General features: G+C 46.5%; 22 protein-coding genes. 9 read left to right on the top strand and 13 right to left on the bottom strand.

Features of this window, described 5'->3' with window-relative positions; all coding sequences use genetic code 11:
- The 4 genes from GWR56_RS19170 to GWR56_RS19185 form a co-directional block, all read right to left on the bottom strand.
- Positions 1 to 1,248, bottom strand: a complete 1,248-nt coding sequence (locus tag GWR56_RS19170) for a sodium:proton antiporter (protein WP_162432809.1) — start codon at positions 1,246 to 1,248, stop codon at positions 1 to 3.
- Between the two features lie 63 nt (positions 1,249 to 1,311).
- Positions 1,312 to 1,764 carry a Fur family transcriptional regulator gene (locus tag GWR56_RS19175; RefSeq protein WP_162432810.1) on the bottom strand — a complete coding sequence of 151 codons (453 nt, stop codon included), beginning with the start codon at positions 1,762 to 1,764 and terminating at the stop codon, positions 1,312 to 1,314.
- Between the two features lie 25 nt (positions 1,765 to 1,789).
- Positions 1,790 to 2,230: a MerC domain-containing protein gene (locus tag GWR56_RS19180; protein WP_162432811.1), complete on the bottom strand. Its 441-nt coding sequence runs from the start codon at positions 2,228 to 2,230 to the stop codon at positions 1,790 to 1,792.
- A 64-nt stretch (positions 2,231 to 2,294) separates the two neighbouring features.
- Complete coding sequence (locus tag GWR56_RS19185) at positions 2,295 to 2,768, bottom strand: inorganic diphosphatase (RefSeq protein WP_162432812.1); 474 nt, start codon at positions 2,766 to 2,768, stop codon at positions 2,295 to 2,297.
- A 182-nt stretch (positions 2,769 to 2,950) separates the two neighbouring features.
- Here GWR56_RS19185 and GWR56_RS19190 point away from each other — a divergent pair, with 182 nt between their 5' ends.
- From GWR56_RS19190 to GWR56_RS19225, 8 genes are all read left to right on the top strand, one after another.
- Positions 2,951 to 3,637 carry a GDSL-type esterase/lipase family protein gene (locus GWR56_RS19190; RefSeq protein WP_162432813.1) on the top strand — a complete coding sequence of 229 codons (687 nt, stop codon included), beginning with the start codon at positions 2,951 to 2,953 and terminating at the stop codon, positions 3,635 to 3,637.
- A 4-nt stretch (positions 3,638 to 3,641) separates the two neighbouring features.
- Positions 3,642 to 5,873 carry a beta-glucosidase BglX gene (gene bglX / locus GWR56_RS19195; RefSeq protein WP_162432814.1) on the top strand — a complete coding sequence of 744 codons (2,232 nt, stop codon included), beginning with the start codon at positions 3,642 to 3,644 and terminating at the stop codon, positions 5,871 to 5,873.
- A gap of 15 nt (positions 5,874 to 5,888) precedes the next feature.
- The gene (locus GWR56_RS19200) at positions 5,889 to 6,980 is read left to right on the top strand and encodes a Gfo/Idh/MocA family protein (RefSeq protein ID WP_162432815.1); all 1,092 of its coding nucleotides are present in this window, start codon (positions 5,889 to 5,891) and stop codon (positions 6,978 to 6,980) included.
- 1 nt (position 6,981) lies between these two features.
- On the top strand, positions 6,982 to 7,716 hold the full coding sequence (locus GWR56_RS19205) for a glucosamine-6-phosphate deaminase (RefSeq protein ID WP_162432816.1): 735 nt from the start codon (positions 6,982 to 6,984) through the stop codon (positions 7,714 to 7,716).
- A gap of 1 nt (position 7,717) precedes the next feature.
- Complete coding sequence (locus GWR56_RS19210; RefSeq protein ID WP_162432817.1) at positions 7,718 to 8,815, top strand: PfkB family carbohydrate kinase; 1,098 nt, start codon at positions 7,718 to 7,720, stop codon at positions 8,813 to 8,815.
- A gap of 350 nt (positions 8,816 to 9,165) precedes the next feature.
- Complete coding sequence (locus GWR56_RS19215) at positions 9,166 to 10,893, top strand: GMC oxidoreductase (RefSeq protein ID WP_162432818.1); 1,728 nt, start codon at positions 9,166 to 9,168, stop codon at positions 10,891 to 10,893.
- 17 nt (positions 10,894 to 10,910) lie between these two features.
- Entirely contained in the window at positions 10,911 to 11,660 is a 750-nt protein-coding gene (locus GWR56_RS19220) for a DUF1080 domain-containing protein (protein WP_162432819.1), read from the top strand.
- A 224-nt stretch (positions 11,661 to 11,884) separates the two neighbouring features.
- Positions 11,885 to 12,277 (top strand): group III truncated hemoglobin, encoded by a 393-nt coding sequence (locus GWR56_RS19225; protein ID WP_162432820.1) that lies wholly within the window; start codon positions 11,885 to 11,887, stop codon positions 12,275 to 12,277.
- A gap of 179 nt (positions 12,278 to 12,456) precedes the next feature.
- Here GWR56_RS19225 and GWR56_RS19230 read toward each other — a convergent pair whose 3' ends face one another.
- A complete protein-coding gene (locus GWR56_RS19230; RefSeq protein WP_202925346.1) occupies positions 12,457 to 12,846 on the bottom strand; it encodes a hypothetical protein in 390 nt (129 codons plus the stop codon).
- A 37-nt stretch (positions 12,847 to 12,883) separates the two neighbouring features.
- Positions 12,884 to 13,690 carry an SDR family oxidoreductase gene (locus GWR56_RS19235; protein WP_162432821.1) on the bottom strand — a complete coding sequence of 269 codons (807 nt, stop codon included), beginning with the start codon at positions 13,688 to 13,690 and terminating at the stop codon, positions 12,884 to 12,886.
- 57 nt (positions 13,691 to 13,747) lie between these two features.
- Between GWR56_RS19235 and GWR56_RS19240 the strand changes: the two genes are divergently transcribed.
- Positions 13,748 to 14,395 carry a YceH family protein gene (locus GWR56_RS19240; RefSeq protein ID WP_162432822.1) on the top strand — a complete coding sequence of 216 codons (648 nt, stop codon included), beginning with the start codon at positions 13,748 to 13,750 and terminating at the stop codon, positions 14,393 to 14,395.
- Here the strand turns inward: GWR56_RS19240 and GWR56_RS19245 are convergent.
- The 7 genes from GWR56_RS19245 to GWR56_RS19275 form a co-directional block, all read right to left on the bottom strand.
- Positions 14,388 to 14,987: a TMEM175 family protein gene (locus tag GWR56_RS19245; RefSeq protein WP_162432823.1), complete on the bottom strand. Its 600-nt coding sequence runs from the start codon at positions 14,985 to 14,987 to the stop codon at positions 14,388 to 14,390. The two genes, GWR56_RS19240 and GWR56_RS19245, sit on opposite strands and share 8 nt — an antisense overlap.
- 34 nt (positions 14,988 to 15,021) lie before the next feature.
- Positions 15,022 to 16,230: a glycoside hydrolase family 88 protein gene (locus GWR56_RS19250; RefSeq protein ID WP_162432824.1), complete on the bottom strand. Its 1,209-nt coding sequence runs from the start codon at positions 16,228 to 16,230 to the stop codon at positions 15,022 to 15,024.
- Positions 16,231 to 16,250: 20 nt separating this feature from the next.
- Positions 16,251 to 17,699 (bottom strand): NAD(P)/FAD-dependent oxidoreductase, encoded by a 1,449-nt coding sequence (locus GWR56_RS19255; RefSeq protein ID WP_162432825.1) that lies wholly within the window; start codon positions 17,697 to 17,699, stop codon positions 16,251 to 16,253.
- 9 nt (positions 17,700 to 17,708) lie between these two features.
- Positions 17,709 to 18,494: an NIPSNAP family protein gene (locus GWR56_RS19260; RefSeq protein WP_162432826.1), complete on the bottom strand. Its 786-nt coding sequence runs from the start codon at positions 18,492 to 18,494 to the stop codon at positions 17,709 to 17,711.
- Between the two features lie 55 nt (positions 18,495 to 18,549).
- Positions 18,550 to 22,704, bottom strand: a complete 4,155-nt coding sequence (locus GWR56_RS19265) for a hybrid sensor histidine kinase/response regulator (RefSeq protein ID WP_162432827.1) — start codon at positions 22,702 to 22,704, stop codon at positions 18,550 to 18,552.
- A 152-nt stretch (positions 22,705 to 22,856) separates the two neighbouring features.
- Positions 22,857 to 23,624, bottom strand: coding sequence for a DUF1080 domain-containing protein (locus tag GWR56_RS19270; protein WP_162432828.1), 768 nt, complete (start codon positions 23,622 to 23,624; stop codon positions 22,857 to 22,859).
- A 26-nt stretch (positions 23,625 to 23,650) separates the two neighbouring features.
- Complete coding sequence (locus GWR56_RS19275) at positions 23,651 to 24,526, bottom strand: sugar phosphate isomerase/epimerase (protein ID WP_162432829.1); 876 nt, start codon at positions 24,524 to 24,526, stop codon at positions 23,651 to 23,653.
- Between the last annotated feature and the right edge of the window lie 45 nt (positions 24,527 to 24,571).

Consider the following 24,571-nt stretch of genomic DNA (forward strand, 5'->3'; position numbering starts at 1 on the left):
TTATTTCACGCTTTTTGCCTGTAGCTTTTGTGCCAGCTTGCCTATTGTTAACCCTTGAACCAGTATCGAAAACACTACAACAATATAGGTTATAAGTACAAATTCGTCTCGGTACATGTTACTGCCGAGAGAGAGCGCCAGCGCAACGGAAATACCGCCCCTTAAACCGCCCCATGTTAAAATAGCGATGGCGTTATTCTCGAATTTGATCTTATACCGAAGCAGCATTACCGGGAAAACAACCGAAAGCCAGCGTGCTAACAGCACGATCAAAATGGTGATCCCCCCAATGATCATCACTGTTGAATTGATCTTTATGATAAGCATCTCCAGGCCGATAAACAGAAACAGCACCGCATTTAATATTTCATCTATCATATGCCAGAATTTATCGAGGTAATCACGCGTTTCATCAGACATGCCTTCCTCTTTTGCTTTGTTACCGGTAATAATACCTGCCACTACCATCGCCAATGGCCCTGAAACATGCAGGTGAGATGCCAGCGTATATCCGCCCATAACAAGGGCGAGCGTAAGCAAAACCTCTACTTTATAATCATCGATAGACCGTAGCGCCAGAAAACCCAGGTAACCGAGCAATGCGCCAAACACTAATCCACCAACAGCCTCTTGTAAAAAAAGTTTGCCAACGTCGGCCGCTGAAAAATCACCGCCTACAGAGCGGGCTATCTGCGCAATGCTGATAAAGATCACTACGGCAACCCCATCATTAAAAAGTGATTCTCCGGCTATCTTTATTTCCAGTGAGGATGGTATCCTGGCTTGCTTCAATATCCCCATTACGGCTATCGGGTCGGTTGGAGATATTAATGCGCCAAACAGCAGGCAATAAATAAACGGAATGGGCAGGGCAAACAGCTGAAACAAACCCCATGTCATCACGCCTACTAAGGCAGTCGATATCAAAATCCCGATCGTTGCCAGCAGCAATACCGGCCAGCGTTCTTTTTTCAACTTACCGGCATCTATATGAATAGCTCCCGCAAAAAGTAAAAAGCTCAGCATAAAGTTCATCAGTACATCCTGAAAATCTACCGAGTTGGCCAATTGTATTGCTTTTTCTGAAAGCAGGGACCGGGAATTTCCTAATAAAACAAGTAATACCGATGATATAAGCGATAAGGCCATAATCCCAATGGTAGGGGGCCACTTAATAAATCGGTGATTGATGTAGGCAAATAAGGCGGCTAATACAATGGTGATGGTAATTATTTCGCGGGTTTCCATAGAATATCGGATTAAAAAAGCCGCCTGATGGAGCAGCAAAAAAAGCAATGTAGTTGCAATAAGTTAGTTTATTTTAACCGCGCCCTTTTTACTGCACTTAGGGCATAGGCCCGATGCATAAAGGGTAAAGCCCTGCGCCTGAAAACCCGCAGGCAGGGTTAAATGCGGCATGTTCAGCTCGTTTATACAGTACACATTTTTGCATAGGGTACAATTAAAGTGCAGGTGCTCGTCGTGGTGGTGGTTCTCCTGGCAATCTGAGTGGCAAACAGCATAGTTTGCCGTTCCGTTCAAATCGAACACTTTATGAATAATGCCCTTTTCTTCAAACACGTTTAATATACGGTAAAGCGTTACACGGTCAATATCGTTCATCACGCTTTCCAGGTCAGGCTGCGAGGTGGCCGTATTTTTTGAATACATCATAGACAACACCCTTAACCTTGGCGCGGTTTTTTTTAGGTTATGCTTTTGCAGCATATCCTCAAACTGGTAATTATTTTTTACTTGTGCCATTTTGTTTCAAATTTATAAAAAACCACTAAACAGTTTTGTTTTTGCCGTGATCATGACCGTGCTTCAGGTGGAAAAAGCTATCGCCGGCATTGCAGGTGCCCGCGTATTTATAATTGATAAAATGCGCCGCCGCTATGGTAAATCCGCCCGCCGGAACCACAATAGCCTCTGCCCAGCCGGTGATAAACAAATGGCCGATAATAATGGTGACAAAGCCCGCAAGCATGAGCAACAGCGGCAAAACACGGTGATGCTCTTTAAAATAAGATGTACCAATGGACGATATACCTACCACCAAGGCAATAATGATCATGATCCACTCCACCCATGGGTTGGCCAAAAACCCCAGCCCAATTAAAGGCAGACTGGTAAAAAATACAGGCACCGCCGCGCAATGTATAGCACAAAGCGTAGAGGCCGTCATGCCCACATTATCCAGCTTTATTGCTTTTAACCGTGATATCATGCTGCAAATATAATCACAAATGCAACATTATTGTATTTAAGATTGTTTATTATTTGTAAAGAGTTTAGCCCTTTATCGTTTGATAAGCTTCCTCTGCCCCCACCCTTTCTATCACTTCAAATTTTTTGCCGGCCAGTTCATTATAGTTCGCGAAAAAGCTTTCCAGCTGCGTTAGGATAGCATCAGGCAATTGCATCAGCGAGCTAACATCCTTAAACAGGTTTGATACCTCCGGCACGGCCAGGTAGCGGTCGTTACGCATAGTACTGCCATCACGTTCAGTATGGCTGGCTTTTATAGCGCCAATAATTCGACAATCTACATAACAACCGGTAAAGGTACCCTGCTCAGCTATAACCACCACATCCAGCGGATCGCCATCGTCTCCCCTGGTATCCGGGATAAACCCAAAGTCGAAAGGGAAGACCATTCCCGCAGGCAACACCTTTTTTAGCTTAAAGGCTTTTAATTTCGGCTCATAATCATACTTAAGGCCGCTTCCCTTAGGCGTTTCTACAATTACGGTTATTGATTCCATATTGGTTACTGTTAAGCGAATAACGTTTAGCAAATGGATTGTGTTTTGACCCGGATTGACAGATTTTAGGATTTGTGGATGTTGAGGCGCGTGACCATAGTTAAAAAAATCTTATCGATCGCGGCAATCCGTTTAGCCCCGGTTCACACAATTATTGTATTTTTAACCACCAACATAAACTAATGAAGAAGTACCTATTGCTGCTTTTATTGCTGCCTGCTTTTGCACATGCGCAAACCCGGCCATCGAACCAAAACCTGTTTGATACCATCCCCTTTATCCCCGACCATACTACGGAGCGGCTGGAAGTTTTTAAAAAAGAACCCATCACACAGGGCGGCATTATATTTTTAGGCAACAGTATTACCGAAATGGGCAACTGGGCAAAGCTGCTGAACGATACCACCGTAATAAACCGAGGCATCGGCGGCGATATTACTTACGGGGTACTTAAACGCCTGGACGATATCATCAACCGCCAGCCCAAAAAACTGTTCATCCTTTTGGGTATAAATGATATTGGCAAAGATATCCCCGACTCGGTTATCGCCTATAATTATTTTAAGATCATAAAACAGGTGAAGGCTAAAAGCCCGGTTACCCAAATATATGTGGAAAGCGTTTTACCTATAAACCCTACCATTAAAAACTTCCCGCAGCATTACGATAAGGGCGAGCACATCCCACGGGTGAATGCCATGCTAAAGGCACAAGCGGCAAGTTTGGGATATACTTACATTAATTTGCAGCCGCTGTTTACAGATGCGCAAAACCGGCTGGATGCCAAATACACCTTTGAGGGCCTGCACCTTAAACCCGAGGCTTACGTAGTTTGGGTGGCATACCTCAAAAAGATGAAATATCTTTAAAAATATGAAGAAATTTAAAGCATTTTTTATTGGTTTTGTTGTGCTTTTCAACATCGTGTCTTGCTTCGCGCAGCAAAAAACAATTGCCGCAAAGGTTGAGGCATTGCTGGCCAAAATGACCCTTGAGGAAAAAGTTGGACAGATGAACCAGCTAAATGGCGACTGGGAAGCAACGGGACCGATCACTAAGGATGTGGGCAACAAGTTAGAAGAGATAAAACAGGGTAAAGTAGGTTCTGTACTTAATATTATGGGCACCAACCACACCCGCGCTTTCCAGGAAGCGGCTATGCAGTCGCGGCTTAAGATACCCTTGCTTTTTGGGCAGGATGTGATCCATGGTTACAGCATTACCTTCCCTATCCCGCTGGCCGAAGCCGCGAGCTGGGATATAGCCGCCATGGAGCGTTCGGCGCGTGTTGCCGCTACAGAAGCCGCCGCGGCAGGCATCCACTGGACGTTTGCGCCTATGGTTGATATTGCCCGCGACCCGCGCTGGGGCCGTGTAATGGAAGGTGCCGGAGAGGACACATATCTTGGCTCGTTGATAGCCGCGGCGCGTGTAAAAGGTTTTCAGGGAAAGGGATTGGGCAATATAGATGCCGTGATGGCTTGCGTAAAACACTTCGCGGCGTATGGCGCTGCCATTGGCGGCAGGGATTATAACAGCGTTGACATGAGCAGGCGCACGCTCTGGGAAACTTACCTACCCCCGTTTAAAGCGGCTTTAGATGCAGGTGCCGCCACGTTCATGAACTCGTTTAACGACCTGAACGGCACACCCGCCACCGGCAGTAGCTACCTTCAGCGCGATATACTAAAAGGCAAATGGGGCTTTAAGGGCTTTGTAGTAAGCGATTGGAACTCGGTTGGCGAGATGATACCGCATGGCTTTGTAAAGGATAATTACGAGGCTGCCGAGGTTGCCATAAAGGCAGGCAACGATATGGATATGGAAAGCCGGGCTTACATTGGCAACCTGGCCAAGCTGGTTAGGGATGGCAGAGTGAGCATCAGCCTGGTTAACGAGGCAGTTAGGCGCATCCTTACCAAAAAGTTTGAGATGGGTTTGTTTGATGATCCGTATAAATTTATTAACCCGGCCCGCGAAAAGGCTACCATGAACCGGCCGGAAAACATCGAAGCTGCAAGGGATATGGGACGCAAAAGTATCGTCCTCTTAAAGAACGAAAAAAACATCTTACCAATATCTAAAAACATACAGAGCATTGCCCTAATAGGTCCCCTGGTTAAAGAGAAATGGTACCTGAAAGGCGCGTGGTCTACCGATGTTGACCCTAACGACAACGTGGTTAACATATATGAAGGCGTCCAGAAACAAGTGCCCGGTGCCAAAATTTATTACGCCGAAGGCTGCAAGATAAAGGATAGCGTAGCTACCGATTTTAAAGAGGCCGTTGAAGCCGCCAAAAAAGCCGATGTGGTAGTGATGGCCGTGGGCGAAGATATTTTTATGACCGGCGAGGCGCGCAGCAAGGCTGATATCCACATCCCCGGGGTGCAGGAAGATCTGATAAAGGCCGTGGTGGCTACCGGCAAACCTGTTGTGGTGCTGTTAATGGCAGGCAGGCCCATGATATTTAACTGGACGGCCGACCACGCCCCCGCCATTGTTTATACCTGGTGGCTGGGCAGCCAGATGGGTAACGCGGTAGCCGATGTGCTGTTTGGCAACTACAACCCGGCGGGCAAGCTGCCTATCACCTTTCCGCGCAGCGAGGGCCAGATCCCTATCTATTATAACCATCTTAATACCGGCAGGCCCGCGCAGGGCGATAACGATACGTTCTATCGCTCGTCGTATATCGATCTGCCTAACACGCCGCAATATGCTTTTGGTTACGGCTTAAGCTATACTACCTTCGCATACAGTAATATCAGCATCAGTAAAACCGCCATTAAAAAGAACGAAAGCCTGACGGTATCGTTCGATCTCCAAAACACCGGTACGGTGGCCGGCGAAGAGATAGCGCAGCTTTATATACGCGATATGGTGGCCCGCCCTTTAAGGCCGGTAAAAGAGTTAAAGGGTTTTAAAAAAGTGATGCTTGCCCCCGGCGAAACAAAACATATCAGCTTTACGATCGACAAAGAAAAACTGGTCTTTTACAACGACAACCTGGAACTGATTACCCAGCCCGGCGAATTTAAACTGATGATAGGCGGTGCATCAAACAATATCAAATTAGAAAAATCTTTTCAGCTAACAAACTAATATCCATTATAAACCATGACCAAAACTAAAGTGGCCATCCTGGGTGCCGGATTTATATCAGACATCCACGTAGAATCATACCATCGTTTTATACCCGAGGCCGAGATCGTGGCTGTATATGCCCGTAACCTTGATAAGGCAAAGGCATTTGCCGAAAAACACCACATCCCCGCATATTTTGATGAGGTGGATAAACTGCTTGCCGAAACCGATTGCCAGGTGGTAGATATTTGCGTACCTAATTACCTCCATGCCGTTAACACTATTAAAGCCGCTAATGCGGGCAAGCACGTTATTATTGAAAAGCCGCTGGCCGTTACTTTAGAAGAGGCCGACGAAATGATAGCCGCCTGCAAAGCCAATGACGTAAAACTGATGTATGCCGAAGAGCTTTGCTTCGCGCCAAAATACGAGCGCGCCCGGCAGGTAGTTAAGGAAGGCGCCGTTGGCGAAGTATACATGCTTAAACAAGCCGAAAAACACTCAGGCCCGCATACCGATTGGTTTTACGATATAAACCTGGCGGGTGGCGGCGTACTGATGGATATGGGCTGCCACGCTATGGGCTGGTTTCGCTGGATGCTTGGCAACGCAAAAGTGAAAGACGTTTATGCAACCATGAACACCGTTTACCATACCGGCCGCACCAAAGGCGAAGATAACGCAGTGGTGATAGTAGAGTTTGAGAACGGCGTTACCTGCGTTGCCGAGGATAGCTGGGCCAAACATGGCGGCATGGACGACCGCTGCGAGATATACGGCAAGGGCGGTGTTATTTATGCCGACCTGTTTATGGGCAACTCGGCGCTTACTTATAGTCGCGAAGGCTATGGTTACGCGATGGAAAAAGCCGATACTTCTGCCGGGTGGAGCTTTACTATTTTTGAGGAAGTGTATAACCAGGGCTACCCGCACGAATTGAAACACTTTATAGAATGTGTACGCGAAAATAAAACCCCGCTGGTAACCGGCGAAGATGGCCGCGCGGTGTTAGAGATACTATATGCTGCTTATGCATCTGCCGGGCAAGGCAAAAAGATAAGCCTGCCTTTTACCCCAAAAGTTGACCGCCCCATTGACCTTTGGCTTAATCCCAAACAAGAATAATATGAAAATTTCAGTATACGAGACTTACGACGATATGTCGAGAGCAGCAGCCGAACTGGTTGCGCAGCAATTAGCAGAAAAACCTGCATCCGTAGTGTGTTTCCCTTCGGGCGATTCGCCTACCGGTACGTTAAAATATCTGGTTGAATGGGCTAACGAAGGCAAGATCGATCTGAGCCAATGTTTTTTCATAGGGCTCGACGAGTGGGTTGGTATGGACGAGACCGACCAGGGCAGCTGCAAATATTACCTTAAAACAAACTTTTTTGATAAGCTGAATACCAAACTAACCAATGTTACCTTGTTTGATGCCAAGGCTGCCGATCTGGATGCCGAATGCGAACGCATCAACAACTTCATCAGCAGCAAAGGCGGGCTGGATATCATGATGGTGGGTATTGGAATGAATGGTCACCTGGGCTTGAACGAGCCCGGCACACCCTTTGACCTGTATGCCCACCGCTCGGCACTTGATTCGGTAACCGTACAAGTTGGACAAAAGTATTTTGATAAAGAAACAGTGTTGACCGAAGGGATAACGCTGGGTTTAAGGCACCTTTCAGAAGCAGGCAAGGCGGTACTGATCGCATCTGGCGAGAAAAAGGCTGGCATTATTGCCGAAAGCCTGCAGGGAACAGTAAGCACCGAAGTACCGGCATCTATCCTGCAAAAACTGCCCAATGCCATAGTGTTGCTTGATAAAGATGCCGCATCGCAACTGGAACACGCGTCGTAGTATGAGTGAAAAGATAAGGCAAATACAAGAGGCGCTGCAAAACGCCCCTGAATTACTGGCCGGCAAAAAGGTAGCCGCAGGCTTTGATGGCTTTGTAGATTCGATCGTCAAGGTGGTTAATTATAAAACCGACAATGCAGGCACCGTATTTTTTCGCACCATTGGCGAGTTTGGTAGTTATATAAGCAGTAAAAGCGGTTCGGGCTTTAGCCTGGAAAGCGAGGAACTGGTGCAAAAACTGGGCGGCAATATGCCTATTATGGTCAATGCCATGGCTGGTATGGGGACGAGTGTAAATTGTGTAGGCGCCTTCGGGGTACCACATGTGGCGCCCGCCTTCGCAGGTATGCATGCTAATTGCATGTTATATAGCTATACCAATCCTGGTTTTACTACAGCTATGGAGTTTACCGACGGCAAGATCATGCTGGCGCAAATGACCGACCTGAACCACGCCGATTGGCTTATCATTAAACAAACGGTTGGGCTGGCGAACCTTAAGGCGATATTCGGCACTGCTGATCTTGTTTGCCTGGTTAACTGGAGCGAGCTGGACCACAGCAACAGCATGTGGCACGGCCTGCTTACGGATATTTTACCGGGCATATTATCCGGTCAGAAACACTTCTTTTTTGATCTTTCAGATTGCTCCAAACGAAGCCACGAGGCTATATCATCGGCCATAAAACTCATCGAACAATTTGGCACATATGGTAAAGCCACACTAAGCCTAAACCGCAACGAAGCAAATATCCTTTATAAAACGCTGATAACCGATACCCCTCCTGCCGACCTGCAGGCCGTTGGCAATAAGCTTTTTACGACGCTTGCTATCGATACGCTCATCATTCATAACGCCAAAATTTCTGTAGCCTGGGATGGCGACGGTACCTATGTAGCCGAGCCTGCTTTTATAGCCGATCCAAAAATATCTACCGGCGCGGGGGATAACTTTAACGCCGGGTATTGCATGGGTAAGTTGCTTGGCTTAGCTACCGGTGAATGCCTGATACTGGCCAATGCTACCTCAAATATTTACATGAACACCGGCGAAAGCCCGGGGATAGCGGCTTTAGCAAGTTATTTTTCTGAGCAATAGCCTACTCTGTCGTTGTTCCCCGCCGTTGTTGGTGTTGTCACCAACAACATCAAAACGGTTACCGGTAGATTTCCGGCTGCATGGCGGCTTGTTGGTGACAACACCAACAAGGGCAAAAAAGGGACGGCAAAAAAACAAATTCCTCCTTGGGGAGGGGTGCGGCTGGCGGTGTAGTGGCAGGGAGGGGTTTAGTCCGCTTTATTAAACCCCTCCCTGCGCCCTCCCGTTGGGAGGGAATCGCAAAACCCTTTCTTATTTCGTGGTTGTTGACATCACGCTAACAACCACGAAAAAGCTTTTCTTTCACCAATAATTTTCGCATCTTTAAGCTACCAATTATTATAAACTTCATGTCGGTAAATTCTGAAAATTCTAATCCGGGCAATACTGCCGCGAACGCTTTCGATGCTATTGTTATTGGTTCGGGTATCAGCGGCGGCTGGGCTGCCAAAGAGCTTTGCGAGCAGGGGATGAAAACCCTTGTTTTAGAGCGTGGCCGCGATGTAAAACACCTTAAAGATTACCCAACCGCCACCACCCCGCCCTGGGGTTTTCCGTACAGGGGGCGCGTCAGCCTTAAACAATACAAAGAGAACCCGCTCATCACCAAGGCAGCGGGCTACGGCGACGACTGCGATCACTTTTTTGTGAAGGACGCCGACCACCCATACGTGCAGGAAAAACCTTTCGACTGGATACGCGGCTACCAGGTTGGCGGCAAATCGCTTACCTGGGGGCGTGCAACGCAGCGCTGGAGCGAATTTGAATTTACTGCACCCGAGCGTTTTGGTTATGGCATTGGCTGGCCCATTGGCTATAAAGATGTTGCGCCTTGGTACTCGCACGTCGAAAAATTTATCGGCATCTGCGGTAACAAGGACGGCCTGGAGGCTATGCCCGACGGCGAATTTCAAACCCCGTTTGAAATGAATGTACCGCTGCAGCACATCAAACAAACCCTGAAAGATAACTACACCGACCGCCACCTGGTACATGCCCGCTGGGCGCATTTAACAGACCCTAAACAGGTACACCTTGACCAGGGCCGCGGCAAATGCCAGGCGCGTAACATGTGCATGCGCGGCTGTCCGTTCGGTGGGTACTTCAGTTCAAACTCATCTACCCTGCCCTGGGCCGAAAAAACCGGCAACCTCACTATCCGTCCGCATTCGGTAGTGCATTCGGTTATTTATGACGAAAAACTTGGGAAGGCTACAGGCGTGCGCATCATCGATGCCAATACCAAGGAAACCATCGATTTTCACGCAAAAGTTATCTTCCTGAATGCATCGGCCTTAAATACTAATTTGATATTGCTCAACTCAAAGTCTAAGCGTTTCCCTAATGGATTGGGTAACGATAGCGGCGTGCTGGGCAAATACATCGCGTTCCACAACTACCGGGCATCAGTTTCGGGCACTTTAGATGGGTACCTGGATAAATATTACTATGGCCGTAACCCCACCGACCTAATACTGGTTAATTTCCGCAATTTGCATAAACGCGATACCAACTTTTATGGCGGTTACACTACATTCATGAACGCCTACCGCGATCAGCACCCTAACGATACCGATGCAGGACAGGTAGGAGCCCAATATAAAGACGCCCTGTGCGAACCAGGCGGCTGGCACGTATTTGCTTACCTGCAAGGGGAAACCGTACCGGTTGAGAGCAACCACGTACGCCTTAGCGAAACAGAAAAAGATCAATGGGGTATTCCGTTGCTGGTTACTTCGGTAGAGTATCACCCTAATGATGAGTTGATGATTGAAGACTTTTTAACGCAAACCGCCGAAATGCTGGAAAAAGCGGGCGTTAAAAACATCCGCAAATATAACAACAAACAAGCACCGGGACTTGACATACACGAAATGGGGGGCGTACGCATGGGTAAGGATCCAAAAACATCGATGTTAAACGCTAACAATCAATTGCATGCCTGTAAAAATGTATTTGTTACCGATGGCGCCTGCATGACCAGCACCGGCAACCAAAGCCCGTCGATATTGTACATGGCGCTAACTGCCCGGGCTGCAACTTTTGCCGCGAACGAAATAAAACAAGGAAATTTATAATCGATATCAACTTAAATATGAAAAAAATAAACTTTTTGCTGCTTGCCGGCGCTGTAACCATAGCCGCCTGTAATTCATCGGTTAAAAAGGCCGATAACGCTGCTGATACCACCACCGTCCGCAACGACAGCACTACAACCGATTACACCGCACTACTGCAGGATTCGACCATGAGCAACTGGCATGCTTACGGCAAGGCTACCGTGGGTAAGGCATGGAAACTAAAGGACGGCGTATTGCACCTTGATGCGTCTAAAAAAGCCGACTGGCAAAGCGCCGATGGCGGCGATATTGTAACGAATGAGGAGTACGAAAACTTTGACCTGAAGGTTGAGTGGAAAATATCGCGCGCGGGAAATAGCGGCATTATGTTTTATGTGCATGAAGATACCGCCAAATACCAGTACCCGTGGCAAACCGGCCCCGAAACCCAGATTGCCGATAACAAGGAAAACGAAGACGGCAAGCTGATCAAGCATCGTGCGGGAGACCTGTACGACCTGATATCAATATCAAAAGATGTAGTTAAACCAGCCGGCGAGTGGAATAAAACCGAAGTGATCGCTAACAACGGTAAACTGGATATCCTGGTGAACGATGAAAAAGTACTATCGACCACCCTATGGGATGATAACTGGAAAAAACTGGTGGCCGGCAGCAAATTTAAAGAATGGCCCGGCTTTGGTACTTACAAAAAAGGCCGTATAGCTTTACAGGACCATGGCGCCGATGTGTGGTTCAGGAATGTTGAGATAAAGAAGCTGTAGATATTTTTTGCCGCCGACCGTAACGTTATACCGCAGTCGCCCGGCTCCCAGCCGAGTGACGAATATTTGGCGGCATCTTGCCGCCGATCATAGCTTTATGCGGCCGGAGGCCTTATAATAAGGGTCACTCGGCTGGAGCCGATCGACTGCATAGGATAGTAAACTTTACATTTTCCGGACTTTTTGGCCACGCAGCGCTTTATGTTATTACTTAACTTTACAGTATGCAAGCCCAAACAGAAATATTGACCATTGATGATATTAAGCTGCTTGTTGATACCTTTTATCAACGCGTACAGGCAGATGATTTGATAGGGCCAATATTTAACGAGCGTATTGAAGGCAGATGGCCGGAACATCTTGAAAAAATGTACCGCTTTTGGCAAACTGTATTATTGAGCGAGCACACTTATTTTGGGAGCCCTTTTCCGCCTCATGCAAAATTACCGGTAGATCATCAGCACTTTGCTCATTGGCTGGCACTGTTCTCAAACACTGTTGACGAACTGTTCACCGGTGAAAAGGCTGACGAAGCCAAGTGGAGGGCCGGTAAAATGGCCGAAATGTTTGAGTTTAAGATAGCGTACGCCAAGAAAAACCCGTTGAATATCGTTTAGCCGGAGGGCCATCCGATCTCACATGGAGCAAGTGTTCACGTTCGGCGCACGTGAACACCGTGAATACACGTGAACGCTTGATAATCAGGTATTTGATTATTTAGGTGACAAAACTGTGTCGCCACGGCCAAAACTCACCTTACGATATCACGAGGCTATATTATCCTCATAAACCAAAACTACATCGTCTCTATTTCATTAGGATGCCTTGGGTGCCAAATAGCGTAATAATAAACCAGGCAAAGCACACCCATTAAAAAAGGTATCAAAGCCAGATGCTTATAGGTTAGCCAGTCGTAAACCTGCAGGGCATCAAACTTCATAAACTCGCTGATCATCCAGTAGGAATTGGCGCTTATCCAAAAAGTGATGGCCAGGTTGTGGCAAAGTTCAGACATCATTTCTTTGGTTCGATAGGCAATGACGATTGATATGATCAACGTTGGGAATATCATGATAATGCCCAGCGGTTTCCAGATAAGGCACCAGCCAATATCTTTAAAAAGCCAGAAAACGATGTGCAGGTTCTCCATCCTGCGGTATTTTAGTGGGATGCTGTATTGTGACATGGTATCGCTAAAATATAAAATATGTAGTATTTTACGGTTAAGCCAGCCAGTCGAACCAGTTTTTTATCCGGAAATCATACCCTAATACTTTGCTGGTAGTTACACCGGATATTATCTTCCATTCTTTAAGTTCGGCGAGAAACTCCGGTTGCTCTAAGCCATACCGGGCGGCCGCCTGGGTGTAAAACGCAAATTTTGGCGGATGGTGCGGTGTACAGGCATTTAGCGTGTACCCAAAAGCATCTTTATTAATTACCGCAAGGGTAAGCCCCACGCAATCGTCCTGGTGTATCATATTTACAGGTGCCAGTCCGTTGGGAATGTCCTTTTTCCCCGCAAAGAACCTGCCCGGGTCGCGGCCGGGGCCAACCAGGCCGCCAAAGCGTATAATGGTGGTTTTTAAGCCGGTTTGGTTCCTGAACAGTTCCTCGGCATCATAAAGTATTTTACCTGACGGCGTGTTGGGCATTGGGTCAGCAAATTCGTCAAGTTCTGTATTTTGTTCCGAATACACCCCAGTAGAACTGATAAGGATAACCTTTTTAACAGCATAGTGATGGATGGCATCAATAACACGCTTTAGTTTAGGTACGTACTCCCCCCCTTCACCCGAACGGCTTTTTGGTGGGATAGCGATGATCAAAACATCGCAGTTAAAAAACTCAGGGCTGAAGCCAGTATTATCTGCCGACAAGTCGATAATGAATGGCATAATGCCTTCGGCTTTTAGCATTGCCAGCTTCCCCGGCGATGTGGTAGAGCCGTTAACCGCTACACCTTTAGCTATAAGCGACTTTGCCAGCGCCATACCATACCATCCGCAACCTAAAATGCTAATTGTCATACTACGGCGAAGATAAACACTATACCCACAGTTTAAAACCACTTGTTATATTTGTGCATGGATACGCCGCAAACTTTGCCTGTTTTAAAAGATATTGAATTGAGGGTGCTTGGGTCGCTGATGGAAAAAAGCAAAACCACGCCCGACTACTACCCTATGACGCTTAATGGCCTCACCGCCGCCTGCAACCAAAAAACCGCCCGCAGACCTGTGGTTGATTATGACGAGAACACCGTAATGCTGGCGCTGGATACTTTAAAACGCAAAGGGTTGATATCAACCGCTACCGGCGGCAGCAGCAGGGCTACCAAGTACAAGCATAACTTCGGCATCGTTTTCCCGGTAGTGCCATCAGAAGTGGCGGTAATATGCCTGCTAATACTGCGCGGACCCCAAACCCCGGGCGAGATCAATACCAACTCGGGCAGGCTGTACGAGTTTGAGGACCTTGACGAAGTAACCGCTATGTTAGATAAACTTGCCGGCGGCGATATGCCCTATGTATTGCAGTTACCGAAGCGCCCGGGTCAAAAAGAAGCGCGCTATCGTCACCTGCTGGGCGGTACTGTTATTGAGGATGATACGCAGGACGAGCCATCGCGCCGGGCATCAACATCAGAACTGGAAGAACGCTTAAGCAAAGTTGAAATCGAACTGGCCGAACTGAAAGAAGCGTTTGATAAGTTGATGAAAGAGCTTAGCTAACTTGTTGATCGCCGCTACTGTCGGCTAATCTACGCTCGATGCGCGAATCCGGAATAAGCCAGATGAGGGCTACGATAAAGTACATGCCAAACGCTATCCACGAGTGGATGAATGAAACCACTATGGCGGCTGCATATATTCCGGTGGAAATTTTCCCCTTTGTATCGCTGCCTACAGCCCTGGCCAATACAGAGTTTTCTCCGTGAAGTTTTATCAGCAATTTCATCAATATCAAATATGCTATCGAATTCATTACCAGCACTACCCCGTAACAAATAACCGGCACCTGAGCAAAATGGTTTTCGCCCATCCATGCGGTTACAAACGGTATTAACGACAGCCAGAACAGCAGAAACATATTAGCCCATAACACCGCGCCATTAACAGATTTAGCCGCGTGCAGCATATGATGGTGGTTATTCCAGTAAATGCCAACATATACAAAACTTAGCACATAGCTCAAAAACACGGGGCCAAGATGCTGTAATGCTTCCCAACTGGCATCATGCGGCACTTTAAGCTCCAATACCATTATGGTGATTATAATCGCTAAAACCCCGTCGCTAAACGCTTCTAAACGCCCTTTACCCATATTACTATTTAAGTTTAGTTATAACTGAAGATAATTATTTCCGGGCAAATACCTTATACCTTTTCATGGCTTCTACAAAATAGTAATCGGCATAAGTGAGCGGTACATCTATTTCTGTACCGGCCGGGAAATGGCCAACGCTATGCTTTAATATAAAACCGCCGTTGGTACCAATAGCGGCACGGTAGTGCGATGATGATAACGTTTTAATAACCGATTCGGCCGTATTAAAATATCGCCGTCCATCGGCTTTATTGGTGTATTTGCAAAGCTCTAACAAAGCCGAAGCCATAATTGCCCCGGCAGATGCATCGCGCAGCGCATTTGGGATATTGGGCGCGTTAAAATCCCAGTAGGGTATTTTATCTGCAGGGAGGTTAGGGTTATCCAGTATAAATTTGGCAATATTATTAGCCTGGTCGAGGTATTTTTTGTCGCCGGTTTCGCGGTACATTACGGTAAAGCCATACAAGCCCCACACCTGCCCCCTTGCCCACGCCGATTCGTTTGCAAAGCCCTGTGCGGTTTTCTTTTCCTGCACGGCGCCTGTTTCGGGGTTGTAGTTTATTACGTGGTACGAGCTATAATCCGGCCGGTAATGGTTTTTGATGGTTGTATTGGCATGCGTTACCGCTATTTTATAATAGCTGGAATCGCCGGTCACCCTGGTAGCCCAAAACAGCAGTTCGAGGTTCATCATATTATCAATGATCACCAAAAAATCAGATGGCTTGCTATCCCACGATTTAATGGCCCCTACCTTAGGGTTAAAGCGGGTTGACAGGGATTTGGCGCTATTTATCAATATCTGTTTATACTGCGGCGTTGGGTTTAACCTGTTTGCTGTACCAAAGCTGCAATACATCATAAAACCCAGGTCGTGCGTGTGGGTGTTATATTGCTCTTTTGCCAATAATGCCAGCATGCGGTCTGCCTCGTCTATAAGGAACTTGCCGGGTATCTCTTCGTAGAGGTTTAAAAGTGTGCCGGGGTAAAAACCGCTGCACCACCACCCCGAACCACTGTTTTCCTGTTTACCGGTTTCCGGGTGATAGGTTTTGGGGAACTCCTCTGCATTTAACTTGCCGGCCAGCACTTTATATTGGGCATCGGCAACAGCTAAGTCCTTTTTAATAATTGCCAACACAGCGGGCTTTGGTGTAAATTTATTTTGTTGCTGGGCCACACCCGGCAGGCAAAAAAGCAAACAAGCGGCTGCACAGGCAAGGTTTTTAAGTTTCATTTATCTTAGGTTTGGAAAGGCTATAAACCAGGCACATTAATATCAAATATATCTTTTAAAGCCTTTTTGGCGGCATAGTATCCGCACATGCCATGCACCCCACCACCCGGGGGCGTTGAAGCCGAACAAATATACAGCCCCTTTTGCGATGTTTGATAAGGTGAATAACGTAAGGCCGGGCGGGTAAAAAGCTGTCCGATATCTATTACCCCGCCATTAATGTCGCCGCCTATGTAATTGGGGTTGTATTCCTCCATCTGCACAGTATCCATGGTATGTTTAGCCAAAATAATATCCCTAAAGCCGGGCGCATAGCGCTCAACCTGTTTTTCAATCGCAGCCGTCATATCTTTGGTCGACCCGCCGGGCACATGGCAATACGCCCATGCGGTGTGCTTTCCTTGTGGCGCGCGCGTATCGTCAAACAAACTTTGCTGTGCCAGTAACACAAATGGCTTATCCGGGTGTTTGCCCGACCATGTTTGTTTTTCGGCATCCCGTATCTCATTCAGCGTATTACCAATATGTACCGTCCCCGCTTTTCTGCAGGTTTCAGAACTAAAAGGTATGGGGTCGCTAAGGGCCCAGTCAACCTTGTAAACGCCTACACCATAGCGGTAACGCTCCAGCTGCCATTTGTATAGGGCCGAAAATTTGTGACCCGCTATTTGCAACAATTGCTTTGGGGTGATATCAAACAAAACAGCATGGGCAGATGGCAGCTGATCTAACGATTTGATATAGGTGTCCGTTTGTATATGGCCGCCCAATGATGTGAAATGGGCCGCCAGCGCATTTGCAATGCTGTTTGAGCCGCCTTGCGGAACGGGCCAACCCTGCAGGTGCCCGGCGGCCAGTAAAACCAGCGCGATAGCCGATGTTGCCATATTGGTTAAAGGCTGCATGCTGTGTGCTGCCATACCTGCCAGTAACGCTTTTGCCTGCTTGGTTTTAAATTTATTGGCCAGTAACGTTGCCGGTTTAATCGCGTTAAAACCAAAGCTTGCCATAGCCAGCGGGTGCTTCGGAAAATGCAGCGGGCCTAATACATCAGTATCAATTAACGACCAGTTTTTTGTTACCGACAGCATGAGGCTTTTATACGCGTCTTCATCTGCGCCAAGCTGGTGCGCTGTTGCATCAATACTGCGGCATAAAACAGCTGGATTGCCGTGCTCAAGCGGATGAGCGGCATCAACTTCGGGGTATATGTAGTTAAGGCCATGTGCGGCCAGCGGGAGTGTTTTAAAAAAAGGGGAAGCTGCCGCAAGCGGGTGTATAGCCGAGCATATATCATGCTTAAAGCCAGGCAGCGTCAGCTCGGCCGTACGCAGGCCTCCTCCTATTTGGCTTTTACCCTCTATTAATAAAACCGAAAGACCGTTTTGCTGCATTAGTATAGCTGCCGCCAGCCCGTTTGGGCCCGAACCAACTACGATAGCATCAAAATCTCTTTTCTCGCGGGGCATTATGGCATTTTAAAAATCCGAATAAGGTGTTGGGTATAAAAAGAGTATGTCTGCTTTAGACACGTTGTTCTGAAATTCTTTCCGCCCCGACAGATCTTTCCATTGCGCATCTTTTCCAAAAGCGTCCCAATGTTTATCCCTGTCGGCCCTATCATTGAAAGTGGTCAAATACATCAGGTTAGGCATATGGCTGCCGGCAATTACGCTGCCATAAAATACGGGGTTAAAGCCAAGCCTGTCAAAAAGGTCAGTTTCGCCGCTGTTAAACATCCGGACTTTATTATAATGAAGCACTTCGGTAGGGCTTTCGTAACTGCGCAACTCATAAACGCGTTTTGCCCTGTCGCCCGTTAGTTTTATAGCCAGCGGCCGGGGGCGTGTAACAAAAGCGCTGAGGATGATGGTTTCGATGCGGCTGTAAGCCGGCTTATTGTACGCAGCATTGGTATAATCCTGATTATTAACCGCCATTGTATTGGGCGCTTCTGCGTTAAACGTTTCAATGCTTTTCCAGTTCTTAAAAGGGATAAAGAGATATATTTTTCGGTCTGCGGTATCCGTTTCAATGGGCTTAAATACCCCAACATTGCTAAATCCCTTTTGATGAAGCATAGGCAAATAACTGGTTTTTAAGTAGCTATCCAATATACTTTCCTGCTCCGGAGTTTTAAAGTGATATATTTTTATCTGGTAATAATACCCGGACGGCGACGGACCGGCGCTTAATACCGCCGGAATAAAAAGGAGTGTTAGCGCCACTGCCGCGCGGTGCAATAGCTTTTTATATAATAACATGGCAGATTTTATTTGTGATGGCTAATATATCAAATAATATATAGCTAACATACCGCTAAACAGCTTTGTTTGCGTCCCACCCGGCAAGGGTGTCCATCAGTTCCTGCAGTTTAAGTGGTTTGCTGAGGTATCCGTTCATACCAGCTTTCAGGCACACTTCCTTATCTTCTGTCATGGCATTAGCTGTCATGGCTATTATAGCGGGCTGGTGCTCCATGTTCTGGCGGACAAAACGGGTTGCCTCCAGGCCGTCCATTTCGGGCATTTGTACATCCATCAATACCAGGTTATACTTTTTGCTTATCATTGCGTTTATAGCCTCGTGCCCGTTCTCAACAATATCGGGCTTATAACCCATTTTATTCAGTATATATTTTGCCAGCTTTTGATTGATAGCGTTATCCTCCGCTATCAATATGCTCATGGGGTGATGTTTGGCAAAATCTTCAGAAAACGGCGTTTTAATTGCCTGTACTTCTGTGTTGACATTGCTGTTTAATTTTAATTGTTCTATAACATGCTTGTACAGCGCCTGGTGCTTGGTAGGTTTTGTTAAGGCTACATTAAACAGGTGCGCGTTTTTACGGCTCTGCTCGTTACCCATTGAGGTAAGCAGGATTATTGGCACCTGGCTTTGTTCGCGTATTTTACGCGCAAGTTCCACGCCATCTATACCGGGCATATTCATATCTGATATCACCAGGTGAACAGGTTTGTTGTTTTCCAGTTGTTGTAAGGCATCCATACCCGATGATGCCATTACGGGGATAAAATTCCATTGCTTCAGCTGCTCCTCCAGGATATCACGATTGGTACTGTTATCGTCAACAACCAGTATGCGCTTATTTTGCACTTCGGCGGCATTAAGGTGTACATAATTGCGCTGCGCTTTTACCCCCGCTTTAGCCGATATATTGAACGAAAAGGTTGTACCCTTACCCACCTGGCTTTTAACGCTGATATCTCCGCCCATCAGATTAACCAGCTTTTCGCTTATCACCAGCCCCAGCCCTGTACCGCCGTATTTACGGGTAGTACTTGAGTCGACCTGCGAAAACGCCTTAAACAGCTTATCGATCTTATTCGGCGGGATACCTATGCCCGTATCGCGTATCTCGAAAAGCAGATCAAAGTGTTTATCCTGATTGCCTTTTAACTTTACGCAAATAAAAACCTCTCCTTTGGATGTAAATTTGATAGCATTGCCAACCAGGTTGATCAATACCTGCCTCAGGCGAAAGGCATCTGCAATGATCTGCGATGGCACATTATGTTCTACCTGGTAAACCAGGTCGAGGTTTGCCCGGGCGGCCTTTTCGGCAAATACATCAAGTACGGCCTCAATACAATCCCGCAGGTCAAAGTCCTGTTCGTCAAGCTCCATATTGCCCGATTCGATCTTCGAAAAATCGAGTATATCGTTGATAACGTTCAGCAAAGTGTCGCCGCATGTTTTTATGGTTTCGGTGTACTCCTGCTGCTCGGTGTTCAACGGCGTATTGGCCAATAACGTGGCCATACCCATAACACCATTCATAGGTGTGCGTATCTCGTGGCTCATGGTGGCCAGGAAAATGCTTTTTGCCTTATTGGCCTTTTCGGCATCTTCGCGGGCCTTTTCGGCATCCTCGCGCAATACACGTTCGTCGTTCGTCATTTGGGCAAGCCGCACGGTGCGTTCTTCTACCTGTTTCTCCAGTATGGCCTTTTGTGCTTTAATGGCCCGTAAGCGAATAATAAATATGGCGTATATAAGCAATCCGACAAATAGCAGCGCGAGCGTTTTAAACCACCAGGTTAACCAGAACGGCGGTTTGCTAATAATTTCGAGCCCGGTGGTAACCGGCGACCATGCACCGGTGGTGTTTTGATATTTTAGCTTGAAAACATACGTGCCCGCGGGCAAATTGGTATAAGTTGCCGTATTGCGCGCGCCTACATAATTCCATTCCTTATCAAAGCCTTCAAGTATGTAAGCGTACCGTTTTTTATCGGTAGATGTAAAATCGAGCGCGGCAAATTCAAGTGATATAACCGACTGCTTATGATTAAGCGTTATCGACCTGGTATCGGATATATCCTGCTTAAGCGGCGAGGGGTCTTTTGCATCTTTAGCGGGCGCCACGTTTTTATTGAACAGCCTGAACGCTGTTATCACCAGCGGGGCAAAGCCCTGCGGTTTTAATATTTGGCCGGGTCTAAACGCATTAAAGCCATTTATACCGCCAAAATACAACCTGTCGTCCTTCCCTTTAAACGCCGAGTGGGATTTAAATTCGTTATCCTGCAGGCCATCTTCAATGGTATAATTTTTAAAAATGCGCTTTACCGGGTCAAATGACGACAGCCCGTTGTTGGTACTGATCCATAACTTCCCCTCGTCATCTTCCCTTGCCGCGTAAATGATATCACTGGGCAAACCATCCTTTTTTGTAAAAACAGTAAAATGTTTGGTAACCGGGTTAAACAGGTTAAGGCCCGAAAATGTGCTAAGCCACAGGTTACCCTTGCTATCCTCGAAGATATCAGGGATGTTATCATTGCTTATGCTGTTTTTTTTACTGTCAAAAACAAATCTTGTAAATTTACCGGTCTTCCTGTCCAGCAGGTTCAGGCCGCCATCAAAGGTACCCACCCAAAGGTTGTTATTGCTGTCTTCCAGCAGCGAGTAAACCCTGTCGCTGCTTAAGCTGTGAGGGTCATTCCGATCATTTTTATAATTAATAAACCTTCCCGTTTTTTTATTGTAATGGCTCAAACCCGTATTATAAGTACCTATCCAGGCGGTGTGGTCTTTTGATTGTATAAGCGCGTAAATATTATTGCCGCTTAAGCTGTTAGGGTTATTGGGGTCATTTTTAAGGTTTGTAAAAACATTTGTTTTCGGATTAAAAATACTGAGGCCGTCTGCCCAGGTGCCTATCCAAAAGTCGCCTTCAAAATCCTGGTTAACTGTAAGTACATAATTGCCGGCAATGCTGTTGCTGGTGTTATTTTTTTTGTAGTGAATGATAGTGCCCTTTTTATTATCAAATTTATTAAGGCCACCGCCATCGGTACCTACCCATAAATTCCGTTCATTATCTTCATACAGGGCCAGCACAAAATCGTTTGACAGGCTGTTGCTTAACGAACTATGCCTGTAATGTGCAAAGCTTTCGGTGCTGCGCTTAAAAACATTAATGCCCCCGCTGTATGCGCCAAGCCACATGTTGCCCAACCTGTCTTTACAAATGCTGTAAAGCGTATTACCGTTAATGCTGTTCTTATCAATATCATCATGTTGGTAATAGCTGATAACGCCTGTTTCGGGGTTTAAAATGCAAAGGCCGCCGTTATCACTCCCTATCCATAGGTTACCATTCTCGTCGGAATTTAAGCAATAGATATTGTTGCTTGATATGGTGTTTTTAACGTTCTCTTTATGCTGATACCGAACAAAAGTATTGCTCTTTGCATCATACATGTTAAGGCCGGCGTTTTGCGTGCCTACCCACAACCGCTGCTTTTTATCTTCAAAAATACAGCTGATATTATTGCTCGAGATGCTTTTGGGGCTTTGCAGATCGTACTGAAACTTTTTGAACGTACCCGTTTTTTTATTTAGCAGGTGCAGGCCGCCGGCAAAAGTGCCTGCCCAAATATTCAGCGCGGCATCCTGATACACAAAGCTTACGTTATTATCGCTAAGGCTGCCCGGGTCGTTATCAATATGCTTATAATGTTTTACGGTGTTAGCGCGGGTATCCAAGTAGTCAAGCCCACCCTGGCCCGCTATCCAGATGTTGTTTTTTTCGTCAACAACCAGCTTATTTAGGATGTTATTAGCGAGGGTATTGCTGTTTTTATCGTCGTGTTTGTATTGAATGATGCGGCCGCTTTTGCGCTCAAGCTTATTTAGGCCGATGATGGTAGCAACCCAAATATTGCCTTCCTTATCTTCGGCTATATCGGCCACCATACTGCTTGATAATGATTGCGGGCTCTGGGCATCATGCCTGTAGGTAGTAAACGTATAACCGTCGTACTTGTTAAGCCCGTCGCGTGTGCCTATCCACATAAAACCGCGGCTATCCTGTATAATGGTGGCCACATTTATTTGCGACAATCCCTCACCTGTACCAATATGCTCGAACTTTAAGCTTTGATTTTGACCAAAGCCACTTAAAGTGCAAAGCAATAAAATGAAAAAAATAAGATGTTTATACATTAATTCAGGTTGTGCAGCAGTGAAAACAGCACGACTAATTGGCTTACAGTGGTTATACGGCAAACCCTACAATAAGTTTAAGATAAATAAGATACAAAAACAAAAAAAGCTTACCGGGATGGTAAGCTTTTTATAAATTTTTAATTAGGTGATTAAAGTTCCCTAACCCATATGTTGCGAAAGCTAAGCGGTTCGCTTTTATCGCCGTGCGCCTGTAATTTTATAGGTGCGGGGCCGTGTGCCTGCCTGTAACCCGGCTTGCCGATATATTGTGTAGGGCCCAAAAGTTCAACATTGTTCTCAACCAGTACGCCGTTAAATAAAACGGTTACGCGGGCCGGGGTTTTAACCTTATCGCCATCAAATGTTGGGGCGGTCCAGATCACGTCGTAGGTGTTCCAAACGCCTGGTGGCTTTGTAGGGTTTGCTAAGGGGATGAATTGTTTATAAATACTGCCCGCCATGCCGTTAACATAGGTTTTGTTATTATACGAATCTAAAACCTGCAGCTCGTACCCGGCATCGCCTTTGCCAATAGAGGCTAAAAAAACACCGCTGTTACCGCGGCCCTGGCCTGTTCCTGTAATGTTTGCGGGCACCTTCCACTCAATGTGTAACTGGTAGCTACCAAAACTTTTTTTGGTTTCGATATTACCTGATGATTTATTCACCGTCAACACATCGCCTTTTACGTCCCATTTGGCATCGCCGCCGCTGGCAACATCTTTCCATTGGCTAAGGCCCGATTTGCCGTCAAACAAAATTATGGCGTCTGACGGGGCTTCGCCCACGGTTTTACCTGCTGTTACTACGTTTGGTACGGGTTCCCATACTTCGGTATCTTCCGGTTTACCGGTTTGTGCATTTGCCATATAGAATCCTCCTGTAAGCAAAGCTGTTAATATTACCTTGTATTTCATTTATTTATAGTTTGTTATTTGCTGATTTATATGTGCAATGAATTTTTCATGTAAGCGCTGCTCTGCGCAAGGCTCTTGTACGGATCTATATTGGTGTAATTTTCCTGCTCTACAATAAAGTGCTTAATGCCTGCAAGTTTGGCCTTACCCAATATAGTTTTAAAATCGATGGTCCCGCTGCCAATTTCGGTGTTCAGTTCGTGGTTACCTTTATCCATATCCTTTACATGCACCATAGCAAAACGGCCCGGGTGCTGCTGAAATATCTTAACAGGATCGTGCCCGGCGCGTACCACCCAATAAATATCCATTTCCATGCTCACCAGCGCCGGGTCGGTCTTAGCTAAAATGGTATCATAAAAAGTAGTGCCCTCTACCTTTTCCCACTCAAAGTTATGATTATGATAACCCAGTTTTAACCCATGCGATTTGCAAATGGCAGCCGCTTTATTCATCTTGTCGGCTATCTTGTTAAAATCGGCTGCGGTTTTTATAAAGTTGTGATCTAAGCTTGGTATAACTATATAAGTTTGGCCGGTGGCTAATGCAGCATCAATGTAACTGTTAAAAATATCCATTTTACCGGTGCCAAAAAACTCATCCAAACCGTAGTGGCCGCTTGGGGTTTTTAAACCATTTGCCTTTAACAACGCGCTAAACTCTTTTGCCTTAAGTCCCCAGAAACCGTTCTGGGCAGAGTAACCAAAGGTTTCCACCTCGCTGTAGCCAGCCTTGGCAACTTTGGCAATAACGCCCTTTACATCTTTAGGCAACTGATCGCGCAGGCTATACAGCTGCAGGCCAACACCATTGGGGGTTTTAGCCGATAACAAATTTGGTGCAAGCACCATACCTGCCGAGGCTAAGCCCGCCTGTGTTAAAAATTTTCTTCTGTTTATCATTTATTTAATTGGTTGATGTAATTGTATTGTATAGACGTAATGCCC

The sequence above is a fragment of the Mucilaginibacter sp. 14171R-50 genome (assembly GCF_010093045.1).
Classification (GTDB): domain Bacteria; phylum Bacteroidota; class Bacteroidia; order Sphingobacteriales; family Sphingobacteriaceae; genus Mucilaginibacter.